Source organism: Synechococcus sp. OH20, from assembly GCF_047502685.1.
In the GTDB taxonomy this organism is placed as follows: domain Bacteria; phylum Cyanobacteriota; class Cyanobacteriia; order Thermostichales; family Thermostichaceae; genus Thermostichus.
This window is the reverse complement of record NZ_JANSIQ010000056.1, coordinates 70,517-89,137: the sequence shown is the minus strand read 5'-3', so window position 1 is coordinate 89,137 and position 18,621 is coordinate 70,517. Positions and strand designations below refer to the sequence as shown.

Below are 18,621 nucleotides of genomic sequence, written 5' to 3'. Positions count from 1 at the left end.
AGGGCGCGTCGGCGGCGTGGAGCGCCTGAGGAGCCTCTGAGTTGGGTTTGAAATAACCCTTTGCCTGGATGTTGCCGACCTCCCCCAGGAGCTGAAAAGGCCCACCAAGCTAGGTCTGATGGCATGCTGCTCTTGGCCATCTTTCCAACCCATTTTTGCAAGACAATAAGAGCCGCCGCGCCGATCTCTGCAGTGGGAAATCGTGCTCATTTTCTACCGGAAGTCACAGAAGCTGTGCTCAGAGATTGGGGCGCTCGACGAATGAGAAAGAAAAGCCTCAAACTTTTGGTTGCAGGAGTACATCATAAGGCTATGATCTTAGGGGAAGGATGTAGGACATTAAAAAATGTCAGATATACCACCACAACCTTTAACCGGGAAGGCTCTCCTTCAGAAGGTCGAAGCGCTGGGGCATCTTCCGCGCCGGGAAACGGCAAAGCGCTGCGGCTACGTGACCGTGACCAAGAACAACAAGCTCCGCGTCAACTTAAATGAGTTTTATGACGCGGTGCTGGAGGCAAAAGGTCTGAGCCTCAGCCCAGGTTCCAGCCGCGACAAGCGCGGTCGCGAGCCCACCTTTCGCGTCAGCGTTCACAAAAATGGGCAGCTCATCATCGGGTCCGCCTACACCGAAAAGATGAATCTCAAGCCCGGCGATGAGTTTGAGATTCAGTTGGGCTACAAGCACATTCACCTCAAGCAAGTGTTAAACGGCCAGGTGATGGAGGACTCAACCTCAAAAGAAGAAGCTGCCCCCAAAAAGACACGGGGCCGCAGGAAAAAAACGGCAGGAGCCTGAACTTCTTCTGGAGTTGGGCGGAGGGAGTCCAGTTGAGAAACTGTCACTGCGGGGCTTTCTTCCCTCTTCACCCTCCTTAAGATGGGATCCAAAGCCTGGGTTTACCGATGGCGACAACCCTAGATTTGAGGATCCCTATGCAGCAGACCGTTCAACCTCCTCTCAAATTTCTGCCGCCGCGATTGACACCGTGGGTGGTTCGTTTTGCCCAAACGGGTTTGCCCTTGTGGTTGCGATGGGCCAAAGGGATCCCGCGCATTGAGGTAGAAGGGGGCGAGCGTTTGGCTCAGCTTTATCAGCAATTTGAGGCAGGCAAGATTCGCCTGTTGGTTGCCTTTCGCCACCCCACCCTCGACGATCCTCCCTGCTTGATGTACCTGTTTTCCCACCTTTTGCCTCGGGTGGCCCGGCAAGAGGGGATCCGCCTGCGGCAGCGGCCCCACGTCTTGTTTGTCTACGACCGTGGCCTGCCGCTGTGGCTGGGCTCGATTGCCCGTTGGGGATTGCCCCGGCTGGGCGGGATCCCGATTTTACGGGGCCGTCTGGATCGGGCAGGACTGAAGAGCTCTCGCGAGCAGTTTGTGTCGGGCCAGTACCCCCTGGCAGTCGCTCCCGAAGGAACGATCAACGGCATGAGTGGGCTGCTCAACCCGCTGGAGCCGGGAGTGGCCCAGATGGGTTTTTGGGCGGTAGAGGATCTGCACAAGGCGGGACGGCCAGAGGAGGTGCTGATCTTGCCGGTGGGCCTTCGTTACTCCTACTTGAGGGATCCCAGCCCGGTGCTGGACAGGTTGCTCCACCGCATGGAGGCCGATTGCAAGCTCCCGGCCACCCGCTCGGCCCATGTCGGCAAGGGGTTTCTGATGGCCCGCCTGCTCCGCTTGGCCGAACATCTGATTCAGGTGATGGAGCGTTTTTACGAGCGCTTCTACGCCCCAGCTTTGCCCGACGCGGCGCGGGTTAAGCTGAGAGGGGGAGGGGATCTGTTGGCACGTCTGCAAAGCCTATCGGATCTGGCCCTGCGCGTGGCCGAGCAGCACTTTGGCCTGCAGCCCCAGGGAGACTTGATCGAGCGGCGGCATCGCATCGAACAGGCAGGCTGGGCTTGGATCTACCGGGAAGATATTGCCGACATTGCTGCCCTTTCGGCTTTGGAGAAGGGGTTGGCCAATCGCGTCGCCTCGGAGGCCGGCTTCCACCTCTGGCACATGCGCCTGGTGGAGACCCTGATGGTGTTTGCTGTGCGTCCCCTGCCGGAGCAACCCAGTTTGGAGGAACTGGCCGAAACCGCCCTGCGGCTGTGGAACCTCTTGGCCTGGATCAAGGGGAAAAACCCCGTCGGTGCTGACCCCCCCAGGTTGGGGCCGCGGCTGGCCCGTTTCAGCATCGGGGATCCCCTCTCGGTTTCGGAGCGCTGGCCCGCCTACCAGGCCAACCGCCGGCAAGCCGTACAAGCCCTGACCCAGGATTTGCAAGCAGAGATGGAGCGGCTGCTGCACGGGATCCCGCGCTCCCCAGCGGCCATGGCTGCCCGCTGATCTCTCGGCTGGTTGACTTGAGGTGGGTTGAGCGGACTGGGAAGCCTTGGGCCAAAACGGATCCCAGCTCCCTCTTGAGAAGTGCACAGCTTCCTTCTCCAACAATTTCTCCGATGTTCTTTAAGAAGTTTTAGGGAAGCCAGACGAATTTTTGCGTTATCTGACAAGAAGGTGAGGAAGAAGGGGAAATTTTGGCTCCTGCGGTAGAAAGGTAGTGAGGCGAGTTGGCCTTGTCTATGTCCGATGAGCTGCTCCGCGCAATTCGTAGGCGCGACCTAGAGGCCGCCACCTCAGCCGTGCAGCACTTGCGCTCCCGACATCTCAGTGAGGCAGTGATTACCTCGATGGTGATGGTGGCCGTGGAGCGATTGGCCTGGGACGAGGGCGATCGGGCCGCCGCCAGTTGGCTGCTGCGCCGCTGCTCCAGAAGGCGCTGAAGGAATCCAGGCCGAGCGAACGCCTAGAGCACCTGCTGCTCGCGGAGAGCCTCGACCAGCAACGCCGCCAGGGAATCGAAGGAGGAGAAGCGCTCGTTGGGGGATCCCAGATTCGCAATGTGAAAACGGCGATCCCGACCATCGAACACCAGCTCCTCTGCCTTTTTGAAGAGGACGTTGTTGATCTGAAGGCCGTTGGTGAGCCGCAGCAGCGCAACGTATTCTTTGGGAACCAGTTGGCCAAGCTCCCGTTGCGCCTCTGTTTGCACTGCTCCCTGCGCGGATAAACCCAGTGAGCGGGCATTGGCTCAGCTCTGCTGGCGTGGCTAGGGTCTCGGCCAGTTCCACCAGATTTTTTTATTCTTGTTTATTCTTGATCGGCTCGTCAGGGTTCTTGTTCGGATCGTCAGGATGCTGACGATCTTCCTCAAAGAACATCAACCTCTGAAGACGAGCTGAGCGGTAGTCGGAGATGCGCAGCGCAAGGGAGCGCCACGCTCCTTGGCTGCCCAGGCTGGACTTCTCGTAAAGCAGAGCCGCGCTGGGAGCGAAGCCGAAGTCATGGGCATCTTTGATGGCAGCCAGATCGGCGCTCAAGAAGACAAACTGCCAGCCGTTTTTCTCTTTTTCTTTGATCATCTTTTCAATTTGCTCTTTGCGGAACTCGCGACTGGCGTTCTCTTGGCCATCGGTTACCACCACCATAAGCACCCTGGCAGGGCGATCTGCTTCGCCGAGTTTGCTGAGGCTGCTTTCCAGATCGTTGATGCCGCGACCTATGGCATCCAGCAAGGGAGTAGAGGCCCGGGGCACATAGGTCTCGCGGGTTAGCTCGGGAACTTCGGCGATGGGCTTGAAATAGTGGATGACCTCATAGGGATCCTGCGAGTCAAACTGAACCAAAGTGAGGGTGGCAAACCCCGGCTCTGACTTCTGCTGCTGAAGAAAAGCGTTGAATCCGCCAATCGTATCGTCGCGGATCGCCTCCATCGAGCCGGTGCGATCCAGGATAACGGCAATGTGGGTGTAGTCTTGTCTCATGGTCGCTTCCCTCCTGTAGAAAATCTAACTCCGGCTCAGGTGCAACAACCCGTTTGTAAAGGCTTATTCGCAACTAGCACATAAACATTAAAGTTCGTATTTAATCTCTTTGCATTTTCAAGCTAAACTTCTAGGCAATGGCCCCGTAACGACTTTGGAAAAACCAGGGAGTGGCTATGTCTTTTCGCGTAGGTTTACAACCTTTTGCCTTCGCTCTGCTAACAGCGCTGCTTGTCAATGCGGGGCCAGCCCGGGCCGATCTGCCAGGAACGGCGGATCCGCCGGGGCTCAAGCGCTTTGCCGGCTCCAGCATTGTGTTTCAATCGCGGGCCGACTACGACCGCCTCAAGTTTGCCCTTGAGAAAATCGTCTTCAGTGGCGCGATGGGAGCTGTGCAGCCGTATCGGTCTCAAACTGTTGAGGGGCGCCGCATCACAACCTATTACCGATTGCCGGAGCGGGTTGCCCCCCTAGAGGCGCTGCGCAACTACGAAACCGAACTGAAAGAGTCTGGTTTTGAGATCCTCTTCTCCGGCTTAGGGGAGGAGATCGAGACCCTCGGCTACAACAACCAGATTGCCCACGAGATCCTCGATATGAAGGGCACCTACGGCACGCCGGAAGAACGGGCGCAGTGGCCGTTCCAGAACGCGAGAGAAAACACTGCTGCCTATTTAGCCGCACGTGGCAAGTCGCCCGAAGGCGATGAGCGATTCGTAAGCGCCTACTTTGTGGTCAATACCGATGACTGGGAGGTCACGCGCGGCAGTGGACGGATCCCGACCGGGATTACCCTGGGGCGGGTGGATGTCATCGATGTCAAGACTCGCCAGCAGCGCCTGGAACTGGTGACCAGCAGCGAGCTGGATCAAGCCATCAGCCGCGATGGCCGGATCGCTCTCTACGGCATTCTCTTTGCCTATGACTCGGATCAAATCGAAGCGGCTGCCGAGCCCACCCTTGCCGAGATCGCCAAGCTGATGCGCGAGCGCGCCGACCTCAGCATCCTCGTGGTCGGCCATACCGATGCAACCGGCAGCTTCGACTACAATCTTGGCCTCTCGCGGCGTCGGGCCGAAGCTGTGGTCAACCGCTTGGTTCAGCTTGGCATTGAGCAGCGCCGACTCTATCCGGTTGGTGTGGGATTCTCCGCTCCTGTTGCCAGCAACGCCACTGACGAGGGCCGGGCAAAGAATCGTCGCGTGGAGTTGGTGGATCTGGCCGGCGGCAGGCTCCCCTAGGGGGGAGTTGCCGAGGGTTGGGGCAGGACAGGCATTGTTGAAAGTCTGGACACTGCGGCTGTGGCGAACTAGCTTAGAGGCAACTCTTTACTTCAAGCTAGTTCGTGGGGTGGGATCCATGCTGAGGCCCAGTCTTTTGTTCTCCGGATCGGCGCTTCTGGGTTTGCTGTCTTGGCTGTGTTTGGGCGGCGAATGTGGCTGGTTGGTCTCGTCTCGTCAAGAGTGGGGTTCTGCCACTGAAGTGTCTCTGGAAGCTGGGGAGCTCTCTCTGCCGTCATCTCTCTCTCTATTCTCTGCCCAGGTGGATGTTCGCCATGAGCTGGCGTGGCTAACCCAATCGATTGAACAGGAGCCGGGGAACGCGCAGCTCTATCTGCAGCGGGCTCGGTACTTCTGGGATCGGTTGCAGGGCGCTCCCTTGGCCTTGGCCGAGCCAGACCAGGCGACTGCTGTTGACCACCTGCTGAGCTTGGCGCTGCGGGATCTGGACATTGCCATTGCTTTGGATCCCTATTTGTCTGAAGCTTACTTGCTCAAGGCCAGGATTCAACACGAGTATTTTGGGGAGCTGGAGCAGGCTTTGGCAACGTTGTCCCCCCTGGATCGCATTGCCTATCGCAACCCCCAACTCCACTTGTTGCGCTCTCGCATCTGGGCGGAACAAGGACATCTGGAATCGGCGTTTGATGTGTCGCACCTGGCTATTGAACTGGCCGAGCAAAACCAAAGCCCTGCCGATCTTTTCGATGCCTATGTCCATCGCGGCCTGATGTGGGCCAGCATTTGCGACTTCAACTTGGCCGTTCAGGATTTCAGCCGAGCTATCGAGGTGCAGCCGCAGCAAGCCGAGGGCTACTACCACCGCGGCATGGCGCGCGCCTATCAGGGAGAGGATAGGGCCGGTGCCGCTGCCGATCTGGGCCGTGCTTTGACACTGTGGCAGGCTGCAGGCACGGGATCCCCAGAGTTGCTGGAATATGTAGAAGCAGTGCGGATGGAACTGTTGCGGTAGCTCCTGTAGCTGGCCGAAGTCCTCACTAGCAAGCCAAGCCTCTTGTTTGATTGCTCACTTTCAACGGCGACGAGCATCGAGGACAAACAGAGCACTGCCTACGACGAACAGGAGACTGGCGCCTATCCCAAGCAGGGCTTGGACACCCTTTGGGTTGAGAAGGGTTGGAGCTGCTGGATCCCACAGAGATGGGTCACTGCCCAGGTTTATCACCTCGCCCAGCGCAAACAGGCTGCTCCCCAGCAAAAACAACCAACTGGCCAGCTCGTAGGGGTGATTGCCTCTCATGTCTCCTCCGACTGCAAGCGCCCGTAGGCCTGGGCAGCGGCAGCCATTTCTGCAGCTTTTTTTGAGCGACCTTCACCGCGGCCCCAGCACCGTCCTTGCCCCCAGACTTCCATGGTGAACTGAGGCGGATGCTCCTGGGCGACCACCAGGCGATACTCCGGCAGACTGCCCCAAAGGCGTTGGGTGAGTTCTTGTAAGGCTGCTTTGGGGTTGCGTCGAGTGGGGTCTTGAAACCATTGCTCCACTCGCCGGCGCAAATAGGGATCCAGCCAGGGATGCAGCCTGGGCAGTGTGTAAATACCCCAACTGAGATAAAAAGCCCCCAGCAAAGCCTCGAAGGCATCCGCCAGCCGCCGACCCCGTCCGACCAGGTCGTTTTGGGAGCTGGATCCCACCTCCAGGTAACGATCTAGGCCGTGCAGGTCTGCCAGTTCCGCCAGGTGAGCATCGCTGATCAAGTCGGAGCGAATTGCGGTTAGCTCTCCCACCGACAAGTGGGGATAGGACTGAAACAAGAATTCTGTGGCCAGAATCCGCAGGACAGAATCCCCCAATAACTCCAGCCGATCGTTGTTCCGCCGGCTGTCCAGAGAAGGGTGGATCAGAGCCTGATCCAGCAGATCCCAGCGCAGTTGTGCCAACACAGCAGGATCCCTAAATCCAAGACGAGCCAGTAGGTGCTCCAAGGCACGGCGACGGGACGGGATCAACTCAACCATGGCCCACAACCCTTTTGACCGGGGTCATTCTGCTCAGGCAGAAAGCTGGCTATACTACAAAAGTAGTATAGACCTTGCGAGGGAGGATCCCTACATGCCCATCCGTGCCAATTCTCCCACTGCCACGACCCAGATGGAGGTAACCAGCATTCGGCTAGAGCGTGAGCTGAAGCAGCGACTGAAGGCGCTGGCCGGAAATCAGGGCTACCAGGCTCTAATACGGGAAATTCTTTGGAGTTATGTCCTGCGTCATTCTCAGGGAGCTGCCACCCTTAGCCCTGAGGATATTCGGGCCAGCTTCCCGGCCACAGCCCATCAAGCCCAATGCTGTGCTCTCACTGGCCAGGCTATTCAACCGCAGGAACCGATGCTGCTGGGGTGGACCAGCGATGGAAAGTTGGTTGCCCTCAGCTCTTCCTGCTTCTAACCTTCTTTGGGGAGTACCTCTCAAGCTGGCAGAGGGATCTGCCCCTTCAAGTGCCACGAATTTCTCGATATTTTCTGGCCCGTTCTTCGAAGGGATCAGGGGCTTTGGCTTTGGAGACTGCCTCCTCCAGTTGGGCCATCACCGTCTCTGCGGGCTCAGCAGAGCGGACGACATAAAACATGAGGTTGATGGCTTCGTTGGCCGTTAGTTTGAGGTTTTCTTTTCCCTTGGGCACCAGCGCGATCTTGCCATCTGTGGTCGGGATAGCGGTATGGGATCCCTTGGCCAGAATTTCCCCAGCTTTTTCCAGAGTAACCAGCATATCCGTAGCTCACCGCAGCGGGACACCTACTATCCTATCGAATGTCTTGGGGCAGGGGTTCCAGAAGGGTCTAAGCCATTTGGCGGATTAGGTGTGTTCCCATGAGTTGCCCCGCTCGGCCAACCAAGCGTACAAGTGAGGAAACAACTTTTGATTGGCCCCCGGGAAGGGAAATGCCGACAGATCCGCCGGGCTGACCCAGCGCACCTCGCTGCATTGCAGAGCTTGGGCTTCTCCGCCTAAGTAGCGACAGATAAAAGCGATCAAAGTAATGGTGAAATGGGTGTAGGCATGTTCGATGGTGGCTAAGGGCGCCACCACCTCGATATCGATACCGATTTCTTCTTTCACTTCTCGGACTACACACTCGGCAGCCGTTTCTCCCGGCTCAATTTTTCCTCCGGGAAACTCCCACAGCCCGCTGAGCATGGAGCTTTCCAGCCGTCGATCGATGAGGATTTCTGTTCCCCGCAGAACAATGGCAACGGCAATTTGCTTGTGAGGACGAGGGGTACGGGGTGCAGACATAGGCAATTGCTGGTGTTGACCTCGATTGTAGGCGGCGCAATCTCCTTGCCAAGGGCATTGGCCGCAGCGAGGCTTTCGGGGACGACAGACAGTCGCTCCCAAATCCATCAGGGCCTGGTTAAAAGTCCGCGGCTGCACGGGATCCAACAATTGCTCAGAAAGCTGCCACAACAGAGGCAGACACCGGGCCGGAGGCTGCTGCAAAGCCAGCAAGCGAGCCAACACCCGCTTGACGTTGCCATCCAAAATCGGCAAAGGCTGATCGAAGGCAGCGCTGAGAATGCCGCCAGCCGTGGTGCGCCCGATCCCCGGCAGCGCCAGCACCTGCTCCAGATCCCTGGGAAACTCGCCGTTGCCTTCCTGCACCAACATTTGGGCGGCTTTGTGCAAGTTCAGCGCCCGGCGGTAATAGCCCAGGCCCTCCCATAGCTTCAACACCTGCTGCTGGGGGGCTGCCGCCAAGTCCGGGATCTTGGGCAAGGCCTGCATCCAGCGCTGAAAGTAGGGGATGACCGTCGCCACCTGGGTCTGCTGCAACATCACCTCCGCAACCCAAATGGCATAGGGATCCCGACTGCGACGCCAAGGCAGATCCCGCCCGTGGTCGCGGTACCAGTGCTGCAGAGACTGCCGCAAGCGCTGCACGACAGCCTCATCCCAACCTTCTACCTCGTCTGGAAGGCTGACAGTGCAGGAAAGACTGCCCTTGGCTTGCGGAATAAGCTGAGATCTCAAGCCACGTAAGCAAAGTGCAGAGCCCACCAGATCAAGGCCGAGACCACCCCGGCCACAATTCCTGCCGAGATCAAAACAACAATTGGGCTGTCTGCCCCCTTGAACTTCATGATGCCGCGATTGTAGTCAGCCATCTGCGCCTCCCACCAGCTTTGGCGTTCGGGTTGTTATGGATGTCGATCGGGATCCTGGTCTGCCAGCTCTATCTCCAGAATAGCCAATCTGTCTGGGATCCGATCGGCTCGCAAAATCAGGGTTATTTCAAATCGGGAGCAAACTTCAAGAATCCCCCGCCTTTTTCCCCTTCCCGACCCACCTCACACAGCCTTGAGCGGGCGATCCCTGCCTCGGAAGAAAGCCTCAGTGGGGAAGCTGGCCTACGGTCGCTCCCCTCCCTGGTTGCGGATCAAGAAGCGGATTTCTTCAAGGAGAACCTCAAAACGTTGATCCGATTCAGCCTGACGCTGCCTCAGTTCTCTCAGCTCCTGCCTCAGTTCCAAGACAACTTCGGCAAGACGCCCTGAGAGGGTTTGCAAGGCAAGCTGGGCATCGGTAACCTTGGCAACTGTGTCGGCCACTCTGGTTACAGCTTCGGCCAACTGGACAAACCGCGTCTCGATCTCTTCATTCGTCATAGCCGGATCCGTCTAGCGGTGGCTAACCGATCGTAACTTTGGATCAGAGCGGGCTGTAATCCGGAAGAACTGGCTGGCCAACGTGAGTTGTCAACCCAGGGATCCAGCCTTACAAGCTAGCCAGTCAGCGCCAGCAACGTGGTGTAGATCCCCTGCAGCGAGGCGAGGGCTTGATGCCAGAGGGTGTGGGTCGGCGCCCACCTGTCCAGACCCATAGCCCCACACAGCAGCAGCAAATAGAGGTTGGCGAAGGTGAAAAGGGAGGCCGCCCGCTCCCGATTGTGGGGATCCTGCAGCAACTGCACCGCCTTCCAAACCAAGAGGGATCCCAGCAGCGCCGCCACACTCAAGTAAAAGGATCCCAGCACCCGCAAGGGGTAAACCAGCAACAAGCTGACCGGAAGTATCAGCAGCGCGTAGAGGAGAATCTGGGCGGCAGTCAACCTTTCTCCGGCCACCACCGGCAGCATCGGCACGCCGGCGCGGGCGTAGTCTTCCCGCTTCAGAATGGCCAAAGCCCAAAAGTGGGGCGGGGTCCACAAAAAGATGATGGCAAACATCACCCAAGCAGCCCAGCTCAGCTCGCCCGTGGCCGCCGCCCAGCCCACCAAGGGCGGGATCGCTCCTGCCGCTCCCCCGATGACGATGTTCTGGGTGCTGGAACGCTTTAGCCAGTGGGTGTAGACTCCCACGTACACCAGGATCCCCAACATGGCCAAACCGGCGGCCAGCAGGTTGGTGAAATAGGCCAGCAAACCAAAGGAAGTCACGGCTAGGATCCCGGCAAACAGGAGAGCATGTCGCGCCTGAATGCGACCGGAAGGCAAAGGGCGATGGCGAGTTCGCTCCATCATGCGATCGATATCGGCGTCATACACCATGTTGATGACGTTGGCCGCTGCCGCTGCCATCCCGCCCCCCACGAGGGTGACGCCAAACTTCAGGGGATCGCTGTTGCCCGCCATCCACATCGCGCCGGCCGTGGTCATCAGCAAGAGGGCGATGATCTTCGGCTTCACCAACTGGCTATAGCTGCGCAAAACCTGGGATACCGTTCGGTGATGGCAGACTTGGGAAGGGATCCGTGTCGGTGCGGCTCGGTAACGGTCTTGGAAAACATCCTGCATGGAAATCACTCACCGGTCATTTCTGCGGTCATGGCCATCCACCGGGCTTCTTCCCGCTGAGTTCGCATTTGCCAGGCCAGAACCGTAAAGCTCAGCAAACAGGCCAGCAAAGCTGCACCGATCATCTGATGGGCCACCGTCAGCGGCTCCACCTGCAGCCGGTAGCGATAGGTCAAGATGCCGATCCCCACCTGGGCCAACAGCAGGCCGACAGACCCGTGACCCAAGAACTTGAGGAGCCGCGGGATCCGCTTGCGCCTTAGCCCGGTGGCCACCGCCACTGCCAACACCCCAAGGGTAGCCGGAGCCACGCCCAGCAAGTGGCTGTTCATCACCCCGCACAGCTCGCCAGCAGCAAAGCACTGGTGCAAAGCCCATTGAGAAGCCACCAGGGCGCCAAGAAGGCTCTGAACATAGATCAGCAGCACCGCCCCCAAGCCCAGCCAAGGCAGGTAGCCGATAGAAAATGGCCCTTCACCTGGCTGCCCCCGCAGGACAGAGCCCTCAGAACCGGATCTTGTCAAGGCCAGCAATCCCAGGGTGAGCAGCGTGGCAAAGAACAGCAGGCCCGTGCCCAAGTGGGCCGTTACAATGTCAAAGCGCAGCAGCTCCGTCACCGTCAGCCCACCCAGGATCCCTTGCACCAAGACCAGAACAAAAGCCCAGCTCAAGCCCCAGGGCAGCCAAGTAGGCAATGCCCGGCGCTTCAGCCAGGCAAACCCCATCAGAACCAGGGTAGCCAAGCCTATCGCAGAAGCCACCATGCGGTGAAACCATTCCAAAAAGACTTGTAGGTTCATCTGCTGAACAGGCACAAGCTCCCCATAGCAAAGGGGCCAATCCGGACAAGACAGCCCAGCGTTCATGACTCGGGTGGCACTGCCCAGCCCCATCAACAGCCAAGTGGCCACTGCCAGCCCCAGCAGAGCTTGCCCCATGCGCAGGGAAAGCCTGTCAGAAGGCACGGGATCCCGCCGGGAAGAAGGCTGGAATTGAGAGATCGAAGAATCCATCGCAGTTGAAGGCAGAAGATCAAGCCAACAGTTCAAGCAGGCTGTACGGCAGGGATGGGTCGAGCCGACAAAGCCTGGCCGGTTCGGTCTCAACAAGAATGCAAGTTACCCGGCATCCAACCCTAGTCACGAATCTTAAATGCGGTTTTGCGGCTGGCGAAGGCTTTTTAAGAATTTCTTTCTGGGCGCGCACGTATTTCAGGCCAACCCAGTCTTTTGCCCCTGCCGTCAAATCTCTGTGCCGGAACGGTTTTCCAGAGGGTTTGTCAAACGTGCCCATAGGTCGCCTGGTCGGCCAAGACCTCTGCTAAGGTGCAGAAAGGTTGGGTTCCTCCGCACCGGCATTCGTGAGGTTAAGCTCATGTCCTCTGTGCTGTGGCAAGCCATTGGGTACGCCGGCGGGATCTCGTTGGGGATCCTGACGCTGGTTGCCCTCATTAACTTTCTTTGGCAGCGCCTGGAGCAGCAGGCGGAGAAGGCTGCCGCCCAGCCAGCCGAGCCGACCTCGGCCCCAGAACCTGGCAGTACCTCAGAGGGATCGGCATCAACATGAGCGACAGGGTTCGCGTTCACGTTTGGGTACGCGGGCGAGTGCAGGGGGTGGGGTTTCGCGCCTACACCGAAGCGATGGCCCGCAACGCCGGTGTTGGCGGCTGGGTGCGCAACTTGCGGGATGGGCGCGTGGAGGCCGTTTTTGAGGGATCCCCGGCGGCGGTGGAGGCAATGCTGCGCTGGTGCCAGCAAGGCAGCCCCGGCTCGCAGGTGGAGGCCGTTGAACAGCGTTGCGAGCTGCCCAAGGGCCTCTCCACCTTCGAGATCCGTCCCACCGTTTGAGAGGGAAACCGGCGACATCCCACTAGAATGGGGAAACAGCATTCTCTTTCCGAAGCTATGACGGTTGCTGCCCCTGCCAAAGTGGAATACGAAGCTGTGATTGGGTTGGAGGTGCACTGCCAGCTCAGCACCCGCTCCAAGATCTTCTCCAGCAGCGCGACCGCCTTTGGCGCTCCCCCCAACACCCAAATTGATCCCATCTGCATGGGCCTGCCCGGCACGCTGCCGGTACTCAACGAGAAGGTGCTGGAATACGCGGTCAAGGCCGGCTTGGCCCTCAATTGCACCATCGCCCCCTACAGCAAGTTCGACCGCAAGCAGTACTTCTACCCCGACCTGCCCAAAAACTACCAAATTTCCCAGTACGACCTGCCCATTGCCACCCAGGGCTGGGTCGAGATCCAGCTCAGCGATGGCCGCAGCAAGCGCATCGGCATCACCCGTCTGCACATGGAAGAAGACGCGGGCAAATTGGTGCACGCTGGCAGCGATCGGCTCTCAGGATCCAGCTATTCCCTGGTGGATTTCAACCGGGCGGGAGTTCCCCTCATCGAGATCGTCAGCGAGCCGGATATCCGCACCGGGGAAGAAGCAGCCGAGTATGTGCAGGAGCTGCGCCGCATCCTGCGCTACGCCGGGCTGTGCGACGGCAACCTGCAGGAGGGATCCCTGCGCTGCGACGTCAACATCTCGGTGCGCCCGCTGGGGAGCCAGACCTTCGGCACGAAGGTGGAAATCAAAAACATGAACTCCTTCAACGCCATCCAGCGGGCCATCGAGTACGAGTTCAACCGCCAAGTCAAAGCCGTGGAAGCAGGCGAGCCCATCGTGCAGGAAACCCGCCTCTGGGAAGAAAACAGCCAGCGCACCATCAGCATGCGCAAGAAAGAAGGATCCAGCGACTACCGCTATTTCCCCGAGCCGGATCTGCCGCCCATCCGCGTCACCGAAGCGCAAAAAGCCCGCTGGCAGGCGGAGCTGCCGGAATTGCCCGGCGTGAAGCGGCGGCGCTACCAAGAGGTGTACGGACTTTCGGTGTACGACTCCCGCTACCTCAGCGACGAACGCAACACCGCCGAGTACTTTGAGGCCGTGGTTGCCGCTGGCGCCGACCCGAAGGCAGCCGCCAACTGGATGATGAGCGACATCGCCAGCTACCTCAACACCCACAAGCTGGACTACCCGGACATCGCCCTGAAGCCGGAAACCCTGGCCGAGCTAATCGGCCTCATCGAGCAGGGCGTCATTTCCAGCAAAATTGCCAAGGAGATCCTGCCGGAGCTGCTGGAAAAAGGCGGTTCGGCCCGCGCCCTGGTGGAGGCCAAGGGCCTGACCCAAATCTCCGATGGCAGCCTCTTGGAGCAGATGATCGCCGAGGTGCTGGCGGAAAACCCCGAGCAACTTGAGCAGTATCGGGGGGGCAAAACCAAGCTCTTCGGCTACTTTGTCGGGCAATTGATGAAAAAAACCGAGGGGCGGGCGGATCCCAAGTTGGCCAACGAGCTGCTCCGGCAGCACCTGGACAGCTAACTCCAGGCCTCGGTGAGGGAATAGCCCAGCTCCTGGATCATGCGCCGCAGCAGGGGCAAACTCAGCCCAATGACGTTGCCAGGACACCCCTCGATCCGCTCCACGAACAGGCTGCCCCGACCGTCGATGGCAAAGCAGCCAGCACAATTGAGCGGCTCGCCAGTGGCCACGTAGGCGCGGATCTCCTCGTCGCTGGGCTTGGCAAAAAACACCCGTGTGACCGCATAGTGGACGAGGCGGCGGCTCTGCCTCGTATCAATCAAGGCATGGCCCGTGTAGAGCTCTCCCACTTCGCCCCGCATTTGCCGCAGGCGCCGTTCCGCTTCCAGAGCATTGGCCGGCTTGCCCAGGATCTCGCCACCTAGGTAGAGCACCGAGTCGGCCCCGATAACCAAGACGGGCTGCCGTTGTTGGGCCGCCACCACTTCGGCTTTGGCCGAGGCCAGCTTCTGCACCAGCTCCACCGGATCCGAGCTTTGGATTTGGCTTTCGTCAAAATAGCTGGGTTGAACGCGAAAAGGGATCCGGGCAGCTTCTAACAATTGGCGGCGGGCAGGAGATTGCGAAGCCAGGACAATGGGAGGCAACATCGATTCAATACTCAACTCAAGCCTAGACGTTTGCAGGAGCGAAGTTCGCTCCACTTACCAGTTTCCATTACCCTAGTCAAGGTACGCCCAATAGGCGCTCAAAGGAAACTCTCTCGATCTCTCCCAACTGGATCCCGTTTGTGACCACCCTACCCTCCCAGGCCCCCCCTCAAGCCGAGCTTGTCCCTGCTGGCCTCCTCCAGCGGTATTGGGGGGATCAAGACACTCCTGAAAGCCGCTGGGTGAACTGGCTGGTGGCGGGGTTGGTTCTTTGTTCGTCTGCCTTTTTTGTGGTACAGACCTACCCCATTTCTCCCCAGGTGCGCCTTGGGCTGGAGCGGTTGGATCGCCTCATCCTCGGCCTGTTTGTGGTGGAGTATCTGCTGCGCTGGGCAGCGGCTCCGCAAAAGCTGCGCTACCTCTTTAGTCTCTATTCGCTGATTGACTTGCTGGCGATTTTGCCTTTTTTTGCCGGGCTGACGGATATTCGCTTTATCCGCCTCTTGCGCTGGTTCCGCATCTTGCGGCTGCTGCGCCTGGTGGAGGGCAAGACCCTATTTGGTCAGGTAATCTCCGCTGACACCCGCATCTTGTTGCGCATCCTTTTTACTCTCTTTGCGATTGTCTTTGTCTACTCTGGCCTCATCTACCAGGTGGAACATCCGGTCAATCCCGGCGCTTTTGCCACCTTTTTGGATGCTTTCTACTTTTCTGTTGTCACCATGACCACGGTCGGGTTTGGGGATCTCACCCCCACCTCTGAGCTGGGCCGGCTGTTGACGGTGCTGATGATCTTGACCGGTGTTGCCCTGATCCCTTGGCAGGTGGGAGAGCTGATCAAGCAACTGGTGAAAAGCAGCACCTCGGTGCAGTGGGCCTGCCCAGGCTGTGGCCTCTCCCAGCACGATGAGGATGCCCAGTTTTGTAAGCACTGTGGCACGCCGCTCTATCCCACGGATTGAGGCCGTTGGCCAATGGGGGGCAAAGACAGGATAGGCTAGGACAGATTGGGCGGAGGATCGGCGATGTGGGCCCACCCTGAGCTAACCATCCCCGGCAAGTTAAATGTGAAGGCGGGAGTGGCGATGCTGGTCGCCGCCATTGCTCTCGGCTGGATCCTCGGCCAGGTTCAGCCGCTGCTGCCCGCTCCGCAAGATTTGCCAGGGATCCCTGCCGAGCCCCTTTCCTGGCAAGAGGTGCCCAAACAAAAGTACGCCTGGCACATCTGCTACGCCTTTTTGGGCAATATGGGGCTGATCAACATCGGCGGCGGGCTGGCCCTGGTGACGCTGGGATCCCGCTTCACAGCCGGGCACCTGTTTTCCCAGATTCTTCTTTTGGGGGGAATGCTGCACCCTGCCTCTTGGGCCTTGGTGGCCCTGACGGGGCTAGAGGAGTGGGGCTGGCTGGGCAACGTTGGGGCGGCGGCAGTGGCGATGGTGGTGCTGGCCCTGTTCGTTCACCTGATCTGGGCCACCTATCGCGCGGCGAAAGCCATCCGAAGGCTGACTCGATCCCGCACCCGCCGTTAGTCCAATTGGGGAAGGCTGCCGATAGGATCCAGGTGCTCAGAGGCATTAGGCAAGAGTTAAGAGGATTCTTGCGGCACTTCTGCGCTTTGATCCGAGCCAACAACCCCAGGCCGGCCCTTTCGGATCCCTTGCACCACGGTCACTGTGAGCAGATGGGAGAGCAAACCCACCGGCCCAGCAAACAAGCACAAAAGCAGAGAGTGAGTTGTCCAAACTCGCTTTTCCCAGCCTTCCAAGAAGATCCAGCGGCCCACAAATAGATCCATCACAATGTAGTGAACCCATCCCGTCGCCATGACCGAGGGCTGGCTGAATAGAGAAGTCAGGCTGTTCAGAGATAGCTGAGGATTGGAAAACTCCTGGAGAGCATTGGCGTTAAATCCGGTAACCAGAAGATAGAGATAAACTGTTGCCAAAAGGGCAATGGGCAAAAGCGACTCCATCACCCTACGGGTCACTTTCCAGCCCGGCAGCAGGATCATCAAAGCCCAAAAAGGCAAAGCAAACCAATTGGCCGCGTTGAAGAGGGTCTCCAGCATATCCAGCAACTCCTGACGCTTGGAAAATGTCTTCACATGTTTGCAACGATGGTGTTGTTGAGCTCCATTTTGGAAACCCAGGCTCTGGAGCAGACAAAAAGGCGGGGCACTCTTGAACCTTGCCTTGAGCCCAGACGGGTCACAGCCAGGCAGACGCTGCTTTCCCCAAAGGGATCCCAGCTTCTATTCCGGCTGGCGCAGTCTGGCAGTTGCAATGGCACTGATCGCACGGCCACTGTCGGTGGCGGAAGCAATGCGGGAAATCCGGGATCCCGTATCGGCCATGGCCCAGAAGCTGCCGATGCTTTTGGCCGTAGAGGTGCCCAGGGGAAATTCCACTGCATTAGAGTCCGGGGATTGCTCCTGAGAAGAGATCAACACTGCTGCTTCCCCACCTTGCCCAGCTACTGCTGGAGTGGAAGGTTCCGGCGTGGGCTGAGAGGCTTCTGCTGGGCGGGGAGAAGGTGGCTGCAGCGGCATCTCGCCAGGGGGGGTTTGGGGGGCCTTGCCAGGGGGTACGGGGGGAGCTTGGCCAGCGATCTTTCCCCAGAAAGCTTGGAGGAGTTGCCACATGGCTAAGTTGGCTCCTGAGCGAAAGGGCAGTGAGGAATGGTGCTATCCTGCCATGCTCTGACCTGAGAATCCACTCCCTCTGCAAGCCTTGCTAGAGCAAAGTCATAATGAGTATGATTAAGGAGCTTACCTAGGGAGAAAATTCACCATGGCGCACATTCGCGAGATTCCCCTGGCCCAAATTCGTCGCCCCTTGCCGCGGCAGACGGATCCGGAGAAAGTGCGGGCGCTGATGGCTTCCATCGAAGCAATCGGGCTGCAGGAGCCGATCGAAGTTTTGGAAGTGGAGGGAGAATACTATGGGTTCTCCGGCTGCCACCGCTACGAGGCATTTGTCCGCTTGGGCAAGGAGCGGATCCCCTGTCGGGTGCGCAAGGCGCCGCGTTCTGTTTTGCAGCTACACCTGGCCTGAAAGAGAGTCCGGCTCCTCTTGGGCGCTGTAGCCTCGCTCATAGGCAAAGCGCACCAGTTGCGAGCGATTTTCCAGAGAAAGCTTGCTGAGGATGTTGGTCAGGTGAGTTTGCACAGTGCGCGGGCTGATGAACAGCTTCTCGCCGATTTGCTTGTTGGTGAGGCCGCGGATCACTTCCCGGAACACCCGCTCCTCAGCAGGGGTAAGGGGAAGATCTGCCAAGGTGGGACGGGGGGCAGTTTCGGCTTTGGCCTGGGTTTGCTGCTGGATCAGGCGCAGAATCTCCAACTGGGTGCGGCGGGATCGTTCGATTTGCGCCTCGATCTTGGCCACCAGCTCCAGCGGCTCGAAGGGCTTGATGATGTAGTCGTCGGCTCCCCACTCGTAGCCCTGAACGCGGTCGTCCAACTCGCTGCGAGAGGAGAGAAAGATAAAGGGGACGAGTTCGCCGCCCCGCTGTTGCCGCAGTTGCCGGCAAAACTCGAAGCCATCCATTTCCGGCATCACCACATCCGACACCACCACATCCGGCTGCTCTTGGGCAAACAGGCGCAGCCCTTCTACACCCGAAGTGCCCGTACAAACCCGATAGCCGTGCTGAGTCAAGTGGCGGCTCAGCACCTTTAAAGAGAGGGGATCGTCATCTACGACCAATACGCGCTTCATGATGACTAGGGGGAGAGGCTGTTGAGGAATAACTAAAGAGATGATCTGAGGGCGCTATTCACCTCTTGCCGCAAGTTTAAGTC

General features: G+C 58.8%; 26 protein-coding genes. 12 read left to right on the top strand and 14 right to left on the bottom strand.

From position 1 onward, the window contains the following. The first annotated feature begins 346 nt into the window (after nucleotides 1-346). The 3 genes from NW826_RS12385 (at nucleotide 347) to NW826_RS12375 (ending at nucleotide 2,774) form a co-directional block, all read left to right on the top strand. Nucleotides 347-799 carry an AbrB family transcriptional regulator gene (locus NW826_RS12385; protein WP_414510268.1) on the top strand — a complete coding sequence of 151 codons (453 nt, stop codon included), beginning with the start codon at nucleotides 347-349 and terminating at the stop codon, nucleotides 797-799. 137 nt (nucleotides 800-936) lie between these two features. Further along, nucleotides 937-2,337, top strand: a complete 1,401-nt coding sequence (locus NW826_RS12380) for a 1-acyl-sn-glycerol-3-phosphate acyltransferase (protein ID WP_414510267.1) — start codon at nucleotides 937-939, stop codon at nucleotides 2,335-2,337. 230 nt (nucleotides 2,338-2,567) lie between these two features. Next, nucleotides 2,568-2,774: a hypothetical protein gene (locus tag NW826_RS12375; protein ID WP_414334434.1), complete on the top strand. Its 207-nt coding sequence runs from the start codon at nucleotides 2,568-2,570 to the stop codon at nucleotides 2,772-2,774. 23 nt (nucleotides 2,775-2,797) lie between these two features. Here the strand turns inward: NW826_RS12375 and NW826_RS12370 are convergent, their stop codons facing one another. Then, on the bottom strand, nucleotides 2,798-3,043 hold the full coding sequence (locus NW826_RS12370) for a hypothetical protein (protein WP_414334435.1): 246 nt from the start codon (nucleotides 3,041-3,043) through the stop codon (nucleotides 2,798-2,800). Nucleotides 3,044-3,131: 88 nt separating this feature from the next. Next, complete coding sequence (locus NW826_RS12365) at nucleotides 3,132-3,815, bottom strand: hypothetical protein (protein ID WP_414337052.1); 684 nt, start codon at nucleotides 3,813-3,815, stop codon at nucleotides 3,132-3,134. A gap of 176 nt (nucleotides 3,816-3,991) precedes the next feature. On the opposite strand from NW826_RS12365, the gene NW826_RS12360 reads away from it, so the two are divergent. Both NW826_RS12360 and NW826_RS12355 read left to right on the top strand, forming a co-directional pair. Next, nucleotides 3,992-5,056 (top strand): OmpA family protein, encoded by a 1,065-nt coding sequence (locus NW826_RS12360; protein ID WP_414337053.1) that lies wholly within the window; start codon nucleotides 3,992-3,994, stop codon nucleotides 5,054-5,056. A 118-nt stretch (nucleotides 5,057-5,174) separates the two neighbouring features. Further along, on the top strand, nucleotides 5,175-6,068 hold the full coding sequence (locus NW826_RS12355) for a hypothetical protein (protein ID WP_414368457.1): 894 nt from the start codon (nucleotides 5,175-5,177) through the stop codon (nucleotides 6,066-6,068). Between the two features lie 60 nt (nucleotides 6,069-6,128). On the opposite strand, the gene NW826_RS12350 is transcribed toward NW826_RS12355, so the two are convergent. Beyond that, nucleotides 6,129-6,356 (bottom strand): hypothetical protein, encoded by a 228-nt coding sequence (locus NW826_RS12350; RefSeq protein ID WP_414510266.1) that lies wholly within the window; start codon nucleotides 6,354-6,356, stop codon nucleotides 6,129-6,131. Then, nucleotides 6,353-7,075, bottom strand: a complete 723-nt coding sequence (rnc, locus tag NW826_RS12345; RefSeq protein ID WP_414334440.1) for a ribonuclease III — start codon at nucleotides 7,073-7,075, stop codon at nucleotides 6,353-6,355. Before rnc ends, NW826_RS12350 begins: the two co-directional genes overlap by 4 nt. Before the next feature lie 94 nt (nucleotides 7,076-7,169). Between rnc and NW826_RS12340 the strand changes: the two genes are divergently transcribed. Further along, complete coding sequence (locus NW826_RS12340) at nucleotides 7,170-7,502, top strand: hypothetical protein (protein WP_414334441.1); 333 nt, start codon at nucleotides 7,170-7,172, stop codon at nucleotides 7,500-7,502. A 46-nt stretch (nucleotides 7,503-7,548) separates the two neighbouring features. Here the strand turns inward: NW826_RS12340 and NW826_RS12335 are convergent, their stop codons facing one another. From NW826_RS12335 to NW826_RS12310, 6 genes are all read right to left on the bottom strand, one after another. After that, nucleotides 7,549-7,824, bottom strand: a complete 276-nt coding sequence (locus NW826_RS12335) for a hypothetical protein (RefSeq protein ID WP_414334442.1) — start codon at nucleotides 7,822-7,824, stop codon at nucleotides 7,549-7,551. Between the two features lie 87 nt (nucleotides 7,825-7,911). Continuing rightward, nucleotides 7,912-8,997: an A/G-specific adenine glycosylase gene (gene mutY / locus NW826_RS12330; RefSeq protein ID WP_414334444.1), complete on the bottom strand. Its 1,086-nt coding sequence runs from the start codon at nucleotides 8,995-8,997 to the stop codon at nucleotides 7,912-7,914. A gap of 86 nt (nucleotides 8,998-9,083) precedes the next feature. Beyond that, nucleotides 9,084-9,221, bottom strand: a complete 138-nt coding sequence (locus NW826_RS12325) for a hypothetical protein (protein WP_414334446.1) — start codon at nucleotides 9,219-9,221, stop codon at nucleotides 9,084-9,086. Nucleotides 9,222-9,464: 243 nt separating this feature from the next. Then, nucleotides 9,465-9,722: a hypothetical protein gene (locus NW826_RS12320; RefSeq protein ID WP_414348278.1), complete on the bottom strand. Its 258-nt coding sequence runs from the start codon at nucleotides 9,720-9,722 to the stop codon at nucleotides 9,465-9,467. A 116-nt stretch (nucleotides 9,723-9,838) separates the two neighbouring features. Then, a complete protein-coding gene (locus NW826_RS12315) occupies nucleotides 9,839-10,849 on the bottom strand; it encodes a heme o synthase (protein WP_414369173.1) in 1,011 nt (336 codons plus the stop codon). Between the two features lie 5 nt (nucleotides 10,850-10,854). Beyond that, entirely contained in the window at nucleotides 10,855-11,862 is a 1,008-nt protein-coding gene (locus NW826_RS12310; protein WP_414336147.1) for a COX15/CtaA family protein, read from the bottom strand. Nucleotides 11,863-12,223: 361 nt separating this feature from the next. Between NW826_RS12310 and NW826_RS12305 the strand changes: the two genes are divergently transcribed. Genes NW826_RS12305 through gatB form a run of 3 tightly spaced genes read left to right on the top strand, consistent with a single transcriptional unit; the run spans nucleotide 12,224 to nucleotide 14,226 of the window. Next, complete coding sequence (locus NW826_RS12305) at nucleotides 12,224-12,415, top strand: hypothetical protein (protein ID WP_414336008.1); 192 nt, start codon at nucleotides 12,224-12,226, stop codon at nucleotides 12,413-12,415. Continuing rightward, entirely contained in the window at nucleotides 12,412-12,696 is a 285-nt protein-coding gene (locus NW826_RS12300; RefSeq protein ID WP_414336007.1) for an acylphosphatase, read from the top strand. The genes NW826_RS12305 and NW826_RS12300 overlap by 4 nt, the downstream gene beginning before the upstream one ends. Nucleotides 12,697-12,753: 57 nt before the next feature. After that, a complete protein-coding gene (gatB, locus tag NW826_RS12295) occupies nucleotides 12,754-14,226 on the top strand; it encodes an Asp-tRNA(Asn)/Glu-tRNA(Gln) amidotransferase subunit GatB (RefSeq protein WP_414510265.1) in 1,473 nt (490 codons plus the stop codon). Here gatB and NW826_RS12290 read toward each other — a convergent pair. Further along, nucleotides 14,223-14,816, bottom strand: coding sequence for a Maf family protein (locus NW826_RS12290; RefSeq protein WP_414336004.1), 594 nt, complete (start codon nucleotides 14,814-14,816; stop codon nucleotides 14,223-14,225). The genes gatB and NW826_RS12290 overlap by 4 nt on opposite strands. Nucleotides 14,817-14,956: 140 nt before the next feature. Between NW826_RS12290 and NW826_RS12285 the strand changes: the two genes are divergently transcribed. Then, nucleotides 14,957-15,778 (top strand): ion transporter, encoded by an 822-nt coding sequence (locus NW826_RS12285; RefSeq protein WP_414510264.1) that lies wholly within the window; start codon nucleotides 14,957-14,959, stop codon nucleotides 15,776-15,778. A gap of 63 nt (nucleotides 15,779-15,841) precedes the next feature. Further along, complete coding sequence (locus tag NW826_RS12280; RefSeq protein ID WP_414336002.1) at nucleotides 15,842-16,348, top strand: hypothetical protein; 507 nt, start codon at nucleotides 15,842-15,844, stop codon at nucleotides 16,346-16,348. Between the two features lie 56 nt (nucleotides 16,349-16,404). Here NW826_RS12280 and NW826_RS12275 read toward each other — a convergent pair whose 3' ends face one another. Further along, entirely contained in the window at nucleotides 16,405-16,887 is a 483-nt protein-coding gene (locus NW826_RS12275) for an ABA4-like family protein (protein ID WP_414332457.1), read from the bottom strand. A 183-nt stretch (nucleotides 16,888-17,070) separates the two neighbouring features. Then, nucleotides 17,071-17,460 carry a hypothetical protein gene (locus NW826_RS12270; protein ID WP_414369070.1) on the bottom strand — a complete coding sequence of 130 codons (390 nt, stop codon included), beginning with the start codon at nucleotides 17,458-17,460 and terminating at the stop codon, nucleotides 17,071-17,073. Between the two features lie 148 nt (nucleotides 17,461-17,608). On the opposite strand from NW826_RS12270, the gene NW826_RS12265 reads away from it, so the two are divergent. After that, nucleotides 17,609-17,872: a ParB N-terminal domain-containing protein gene (locus tag NW826_RS12265; protein WP_414332461.1), complete on the top strand. Its 264-nt coding sequence runs from the start codon at nucleotides 17,609-17,611 to the stop codon at nucleotides 17,870-17,872. On the opposite strand, the gene NW826_RS12260 is transcribed toward NW826_RS12265, so the two are convergent. Then, a complete protein-coding gene (locus NW826_RS12260) occupies nucleotides 17,858-18,538 on the bottom strand; it encodes a response regulator transcription factor (protein ID WP_414332463.1) in 681 nt (226 codons plus the stop codon). The two genes, NW826_RS12265 and NW826_RS12260, sit on opposite strands and share 15 nt — an antisense overlap. Nucleotides 18,539-18,621 lie beyond the last annotated feature (83 nt).

What these genes read in the sequence shown, in the direction of transcription:
- NW826_RS12360 (WP_414337053.1), top strand. Translation starts at nt 3,992, where the DNA reads ATGTCTTTTCGCGTAGGTTTACAACCTTTTGCCTTCGCTCTGCTAACA.
- rnc (WP_414334440.1), bottom strand. Translation starts at nt 7,075, where the DNA reads ATGGTTGAGTTGATCCCGTCCCGTCGCCGTGCCTTGGAGCACCTACTG.
- NW826_RS12320 (WP_414348278.1), bottom strand. Translation starts at nt 9,722, where the DNA reads ATGACGAATGAAGAGATCGAGACGCGGTTTGTCCAGTTGGCCGAAGCT.
- NW826_RS12300 (WP_414336007.1), top strand. Translation starts at nt 12,412, where the DNA reads ATGAGCGACAGGGTTCGCGTTCACGTTTGGGTACGCGGGCGAGTGCAG.
- NW826_RS12340 (WP_414334441.1), top strand. Translation starts at nt 7,170, where the DNA reads ATGCCCATCCGTGCCAATTCTCCCACTGCCACGACCCAGATGGAGGTA.
- NW826_RS12270 (WP_414369070.1), bottom strand. Translation starts at nt 17,460, where the DNA reads ATGTGGCAACTCCTCCAAGCTTTCTGGGGAAAGATCGCTGGCCAAGCT.
- NW826_RS12350 (WP_414510266.1), bottom strand. Translation starts at nt 6,356, where the DNA reads ATGAGAGGCAATCACCCCTACGAGCTGGCCAGTTGGTTGTTTTTGCTG.
- NW826_RS12365 (WP_414337052.1), bottom strand. Translation starts at nt 3,815, where the DNA reads ATGAGACAAGACTACACCCACATTGCCGTTATCCTGGATCGCACCGGC.
- NW826_RS12290 (WP_414336004.1), bottom strand. Translation starts at nt 14,816, where the DNA reads ATGTTGCCTCCCATTGTCCTGGCTTCGCAATCTCCTGCCCGCCGCCAA.
- NW826_RS12380 (WP_414510267.1), top strand. Translation starts at nt 937, where the DNA reads ATGCAGCAGACCGTTCAACCTCCTCTCAAATTTCTGCCGCCGCGATTG.
- NW826_RS12355 (WP_414368457.1), top strand. Translation starts at nt 5,175, where the DNA reads ATGCTGAGGCCCAGTCTTTTGTTCTCCGGATCGGCGCTTCTGGGTTTG.
- NW826_RS12325 (WP_414334446.1), bottom strand. Translation starts at nt 9,221, where the DNA reads ATGGCTGACTACAATCGCGGCATCATGAAGTTCAAGGGGGCAGACAGC.
- NW826_RS12335 (WP_414334442.1), bottom strand. Translation starts at nt 7,824, where the DNA reads ATGCTGGTTACTCTGGAAAAAGCTGGGGAAATTCTGGCCAAGGGATCC.
- NW826_RS12265 (WP_414332461.1), top strand. Translation starts at nt 17,609, where the DNA reads ATGGCGCACATTCGCGAGATTCCCCTGGCCCAAATTCGTCGCCCCTTG.
- gatB (WP_414510265.1), top strand. Translation starts at nt 12,754, where the DNA reads ATGACGGTTGCTGCCCCTGCCAAAGTGGAATACGAAGCTGTGATTGGG.
- NW826_RS12305 (WP_414336008.1), top strand. Translation starts at nt 12,224, where the DNA reads ATGTCCTCTGTGCTGTGGCAAGCCATTGGGTACGCCGGCGGGATCTCG.
- NW826_RS12280 (WP_414336002.1), top strand. Translation starts at nt 15,842, where the DNA reads ATGTGGGCCCACCCTGAGCTAACCATCCCCGGCAAGTTAAATGTGAAG.
- NW826_RS12260 (WP_414332463.1), bottom strand. Translation starts at nt 18,538, where the DNA reads ATGAAGCGCGTATTGGTCGTAGATGACGATCCCCTCTCTTTAAAGGTG.
- NW826_RS12310 (WP_414336147.1), bottom strand. Translation starts at nt 11,862, where the DNA reads ATGGATTCTTCGATCTCTCAATTCCAGCCTTCTTCCCGGCGGGATCCC.
- NW826_RS12385 (WP_414510268.1), top strand. Translation starts at nt 347, where the DNA reads ATGTCAGATATACCACCACAACCTTTAACCGGGAAGGCTCTCCTTCAG.
- NW826_RS12275 (WP_414332457.1), bottom strand. Translation starts at nt 16,887, where the DNA reads ATGCTGGAGACCCTCTTCAACGCGGCCAATTGGTTTGCTTTGCCTTTT.
- NW826_RS12315 (WP_414369173.1), bottom strand. Translation starts at nt 10,849, where the DNA reads ATGCAGGATGTTTTCCAAGACCGTTACCGAGCCGCACCGACACGGATC.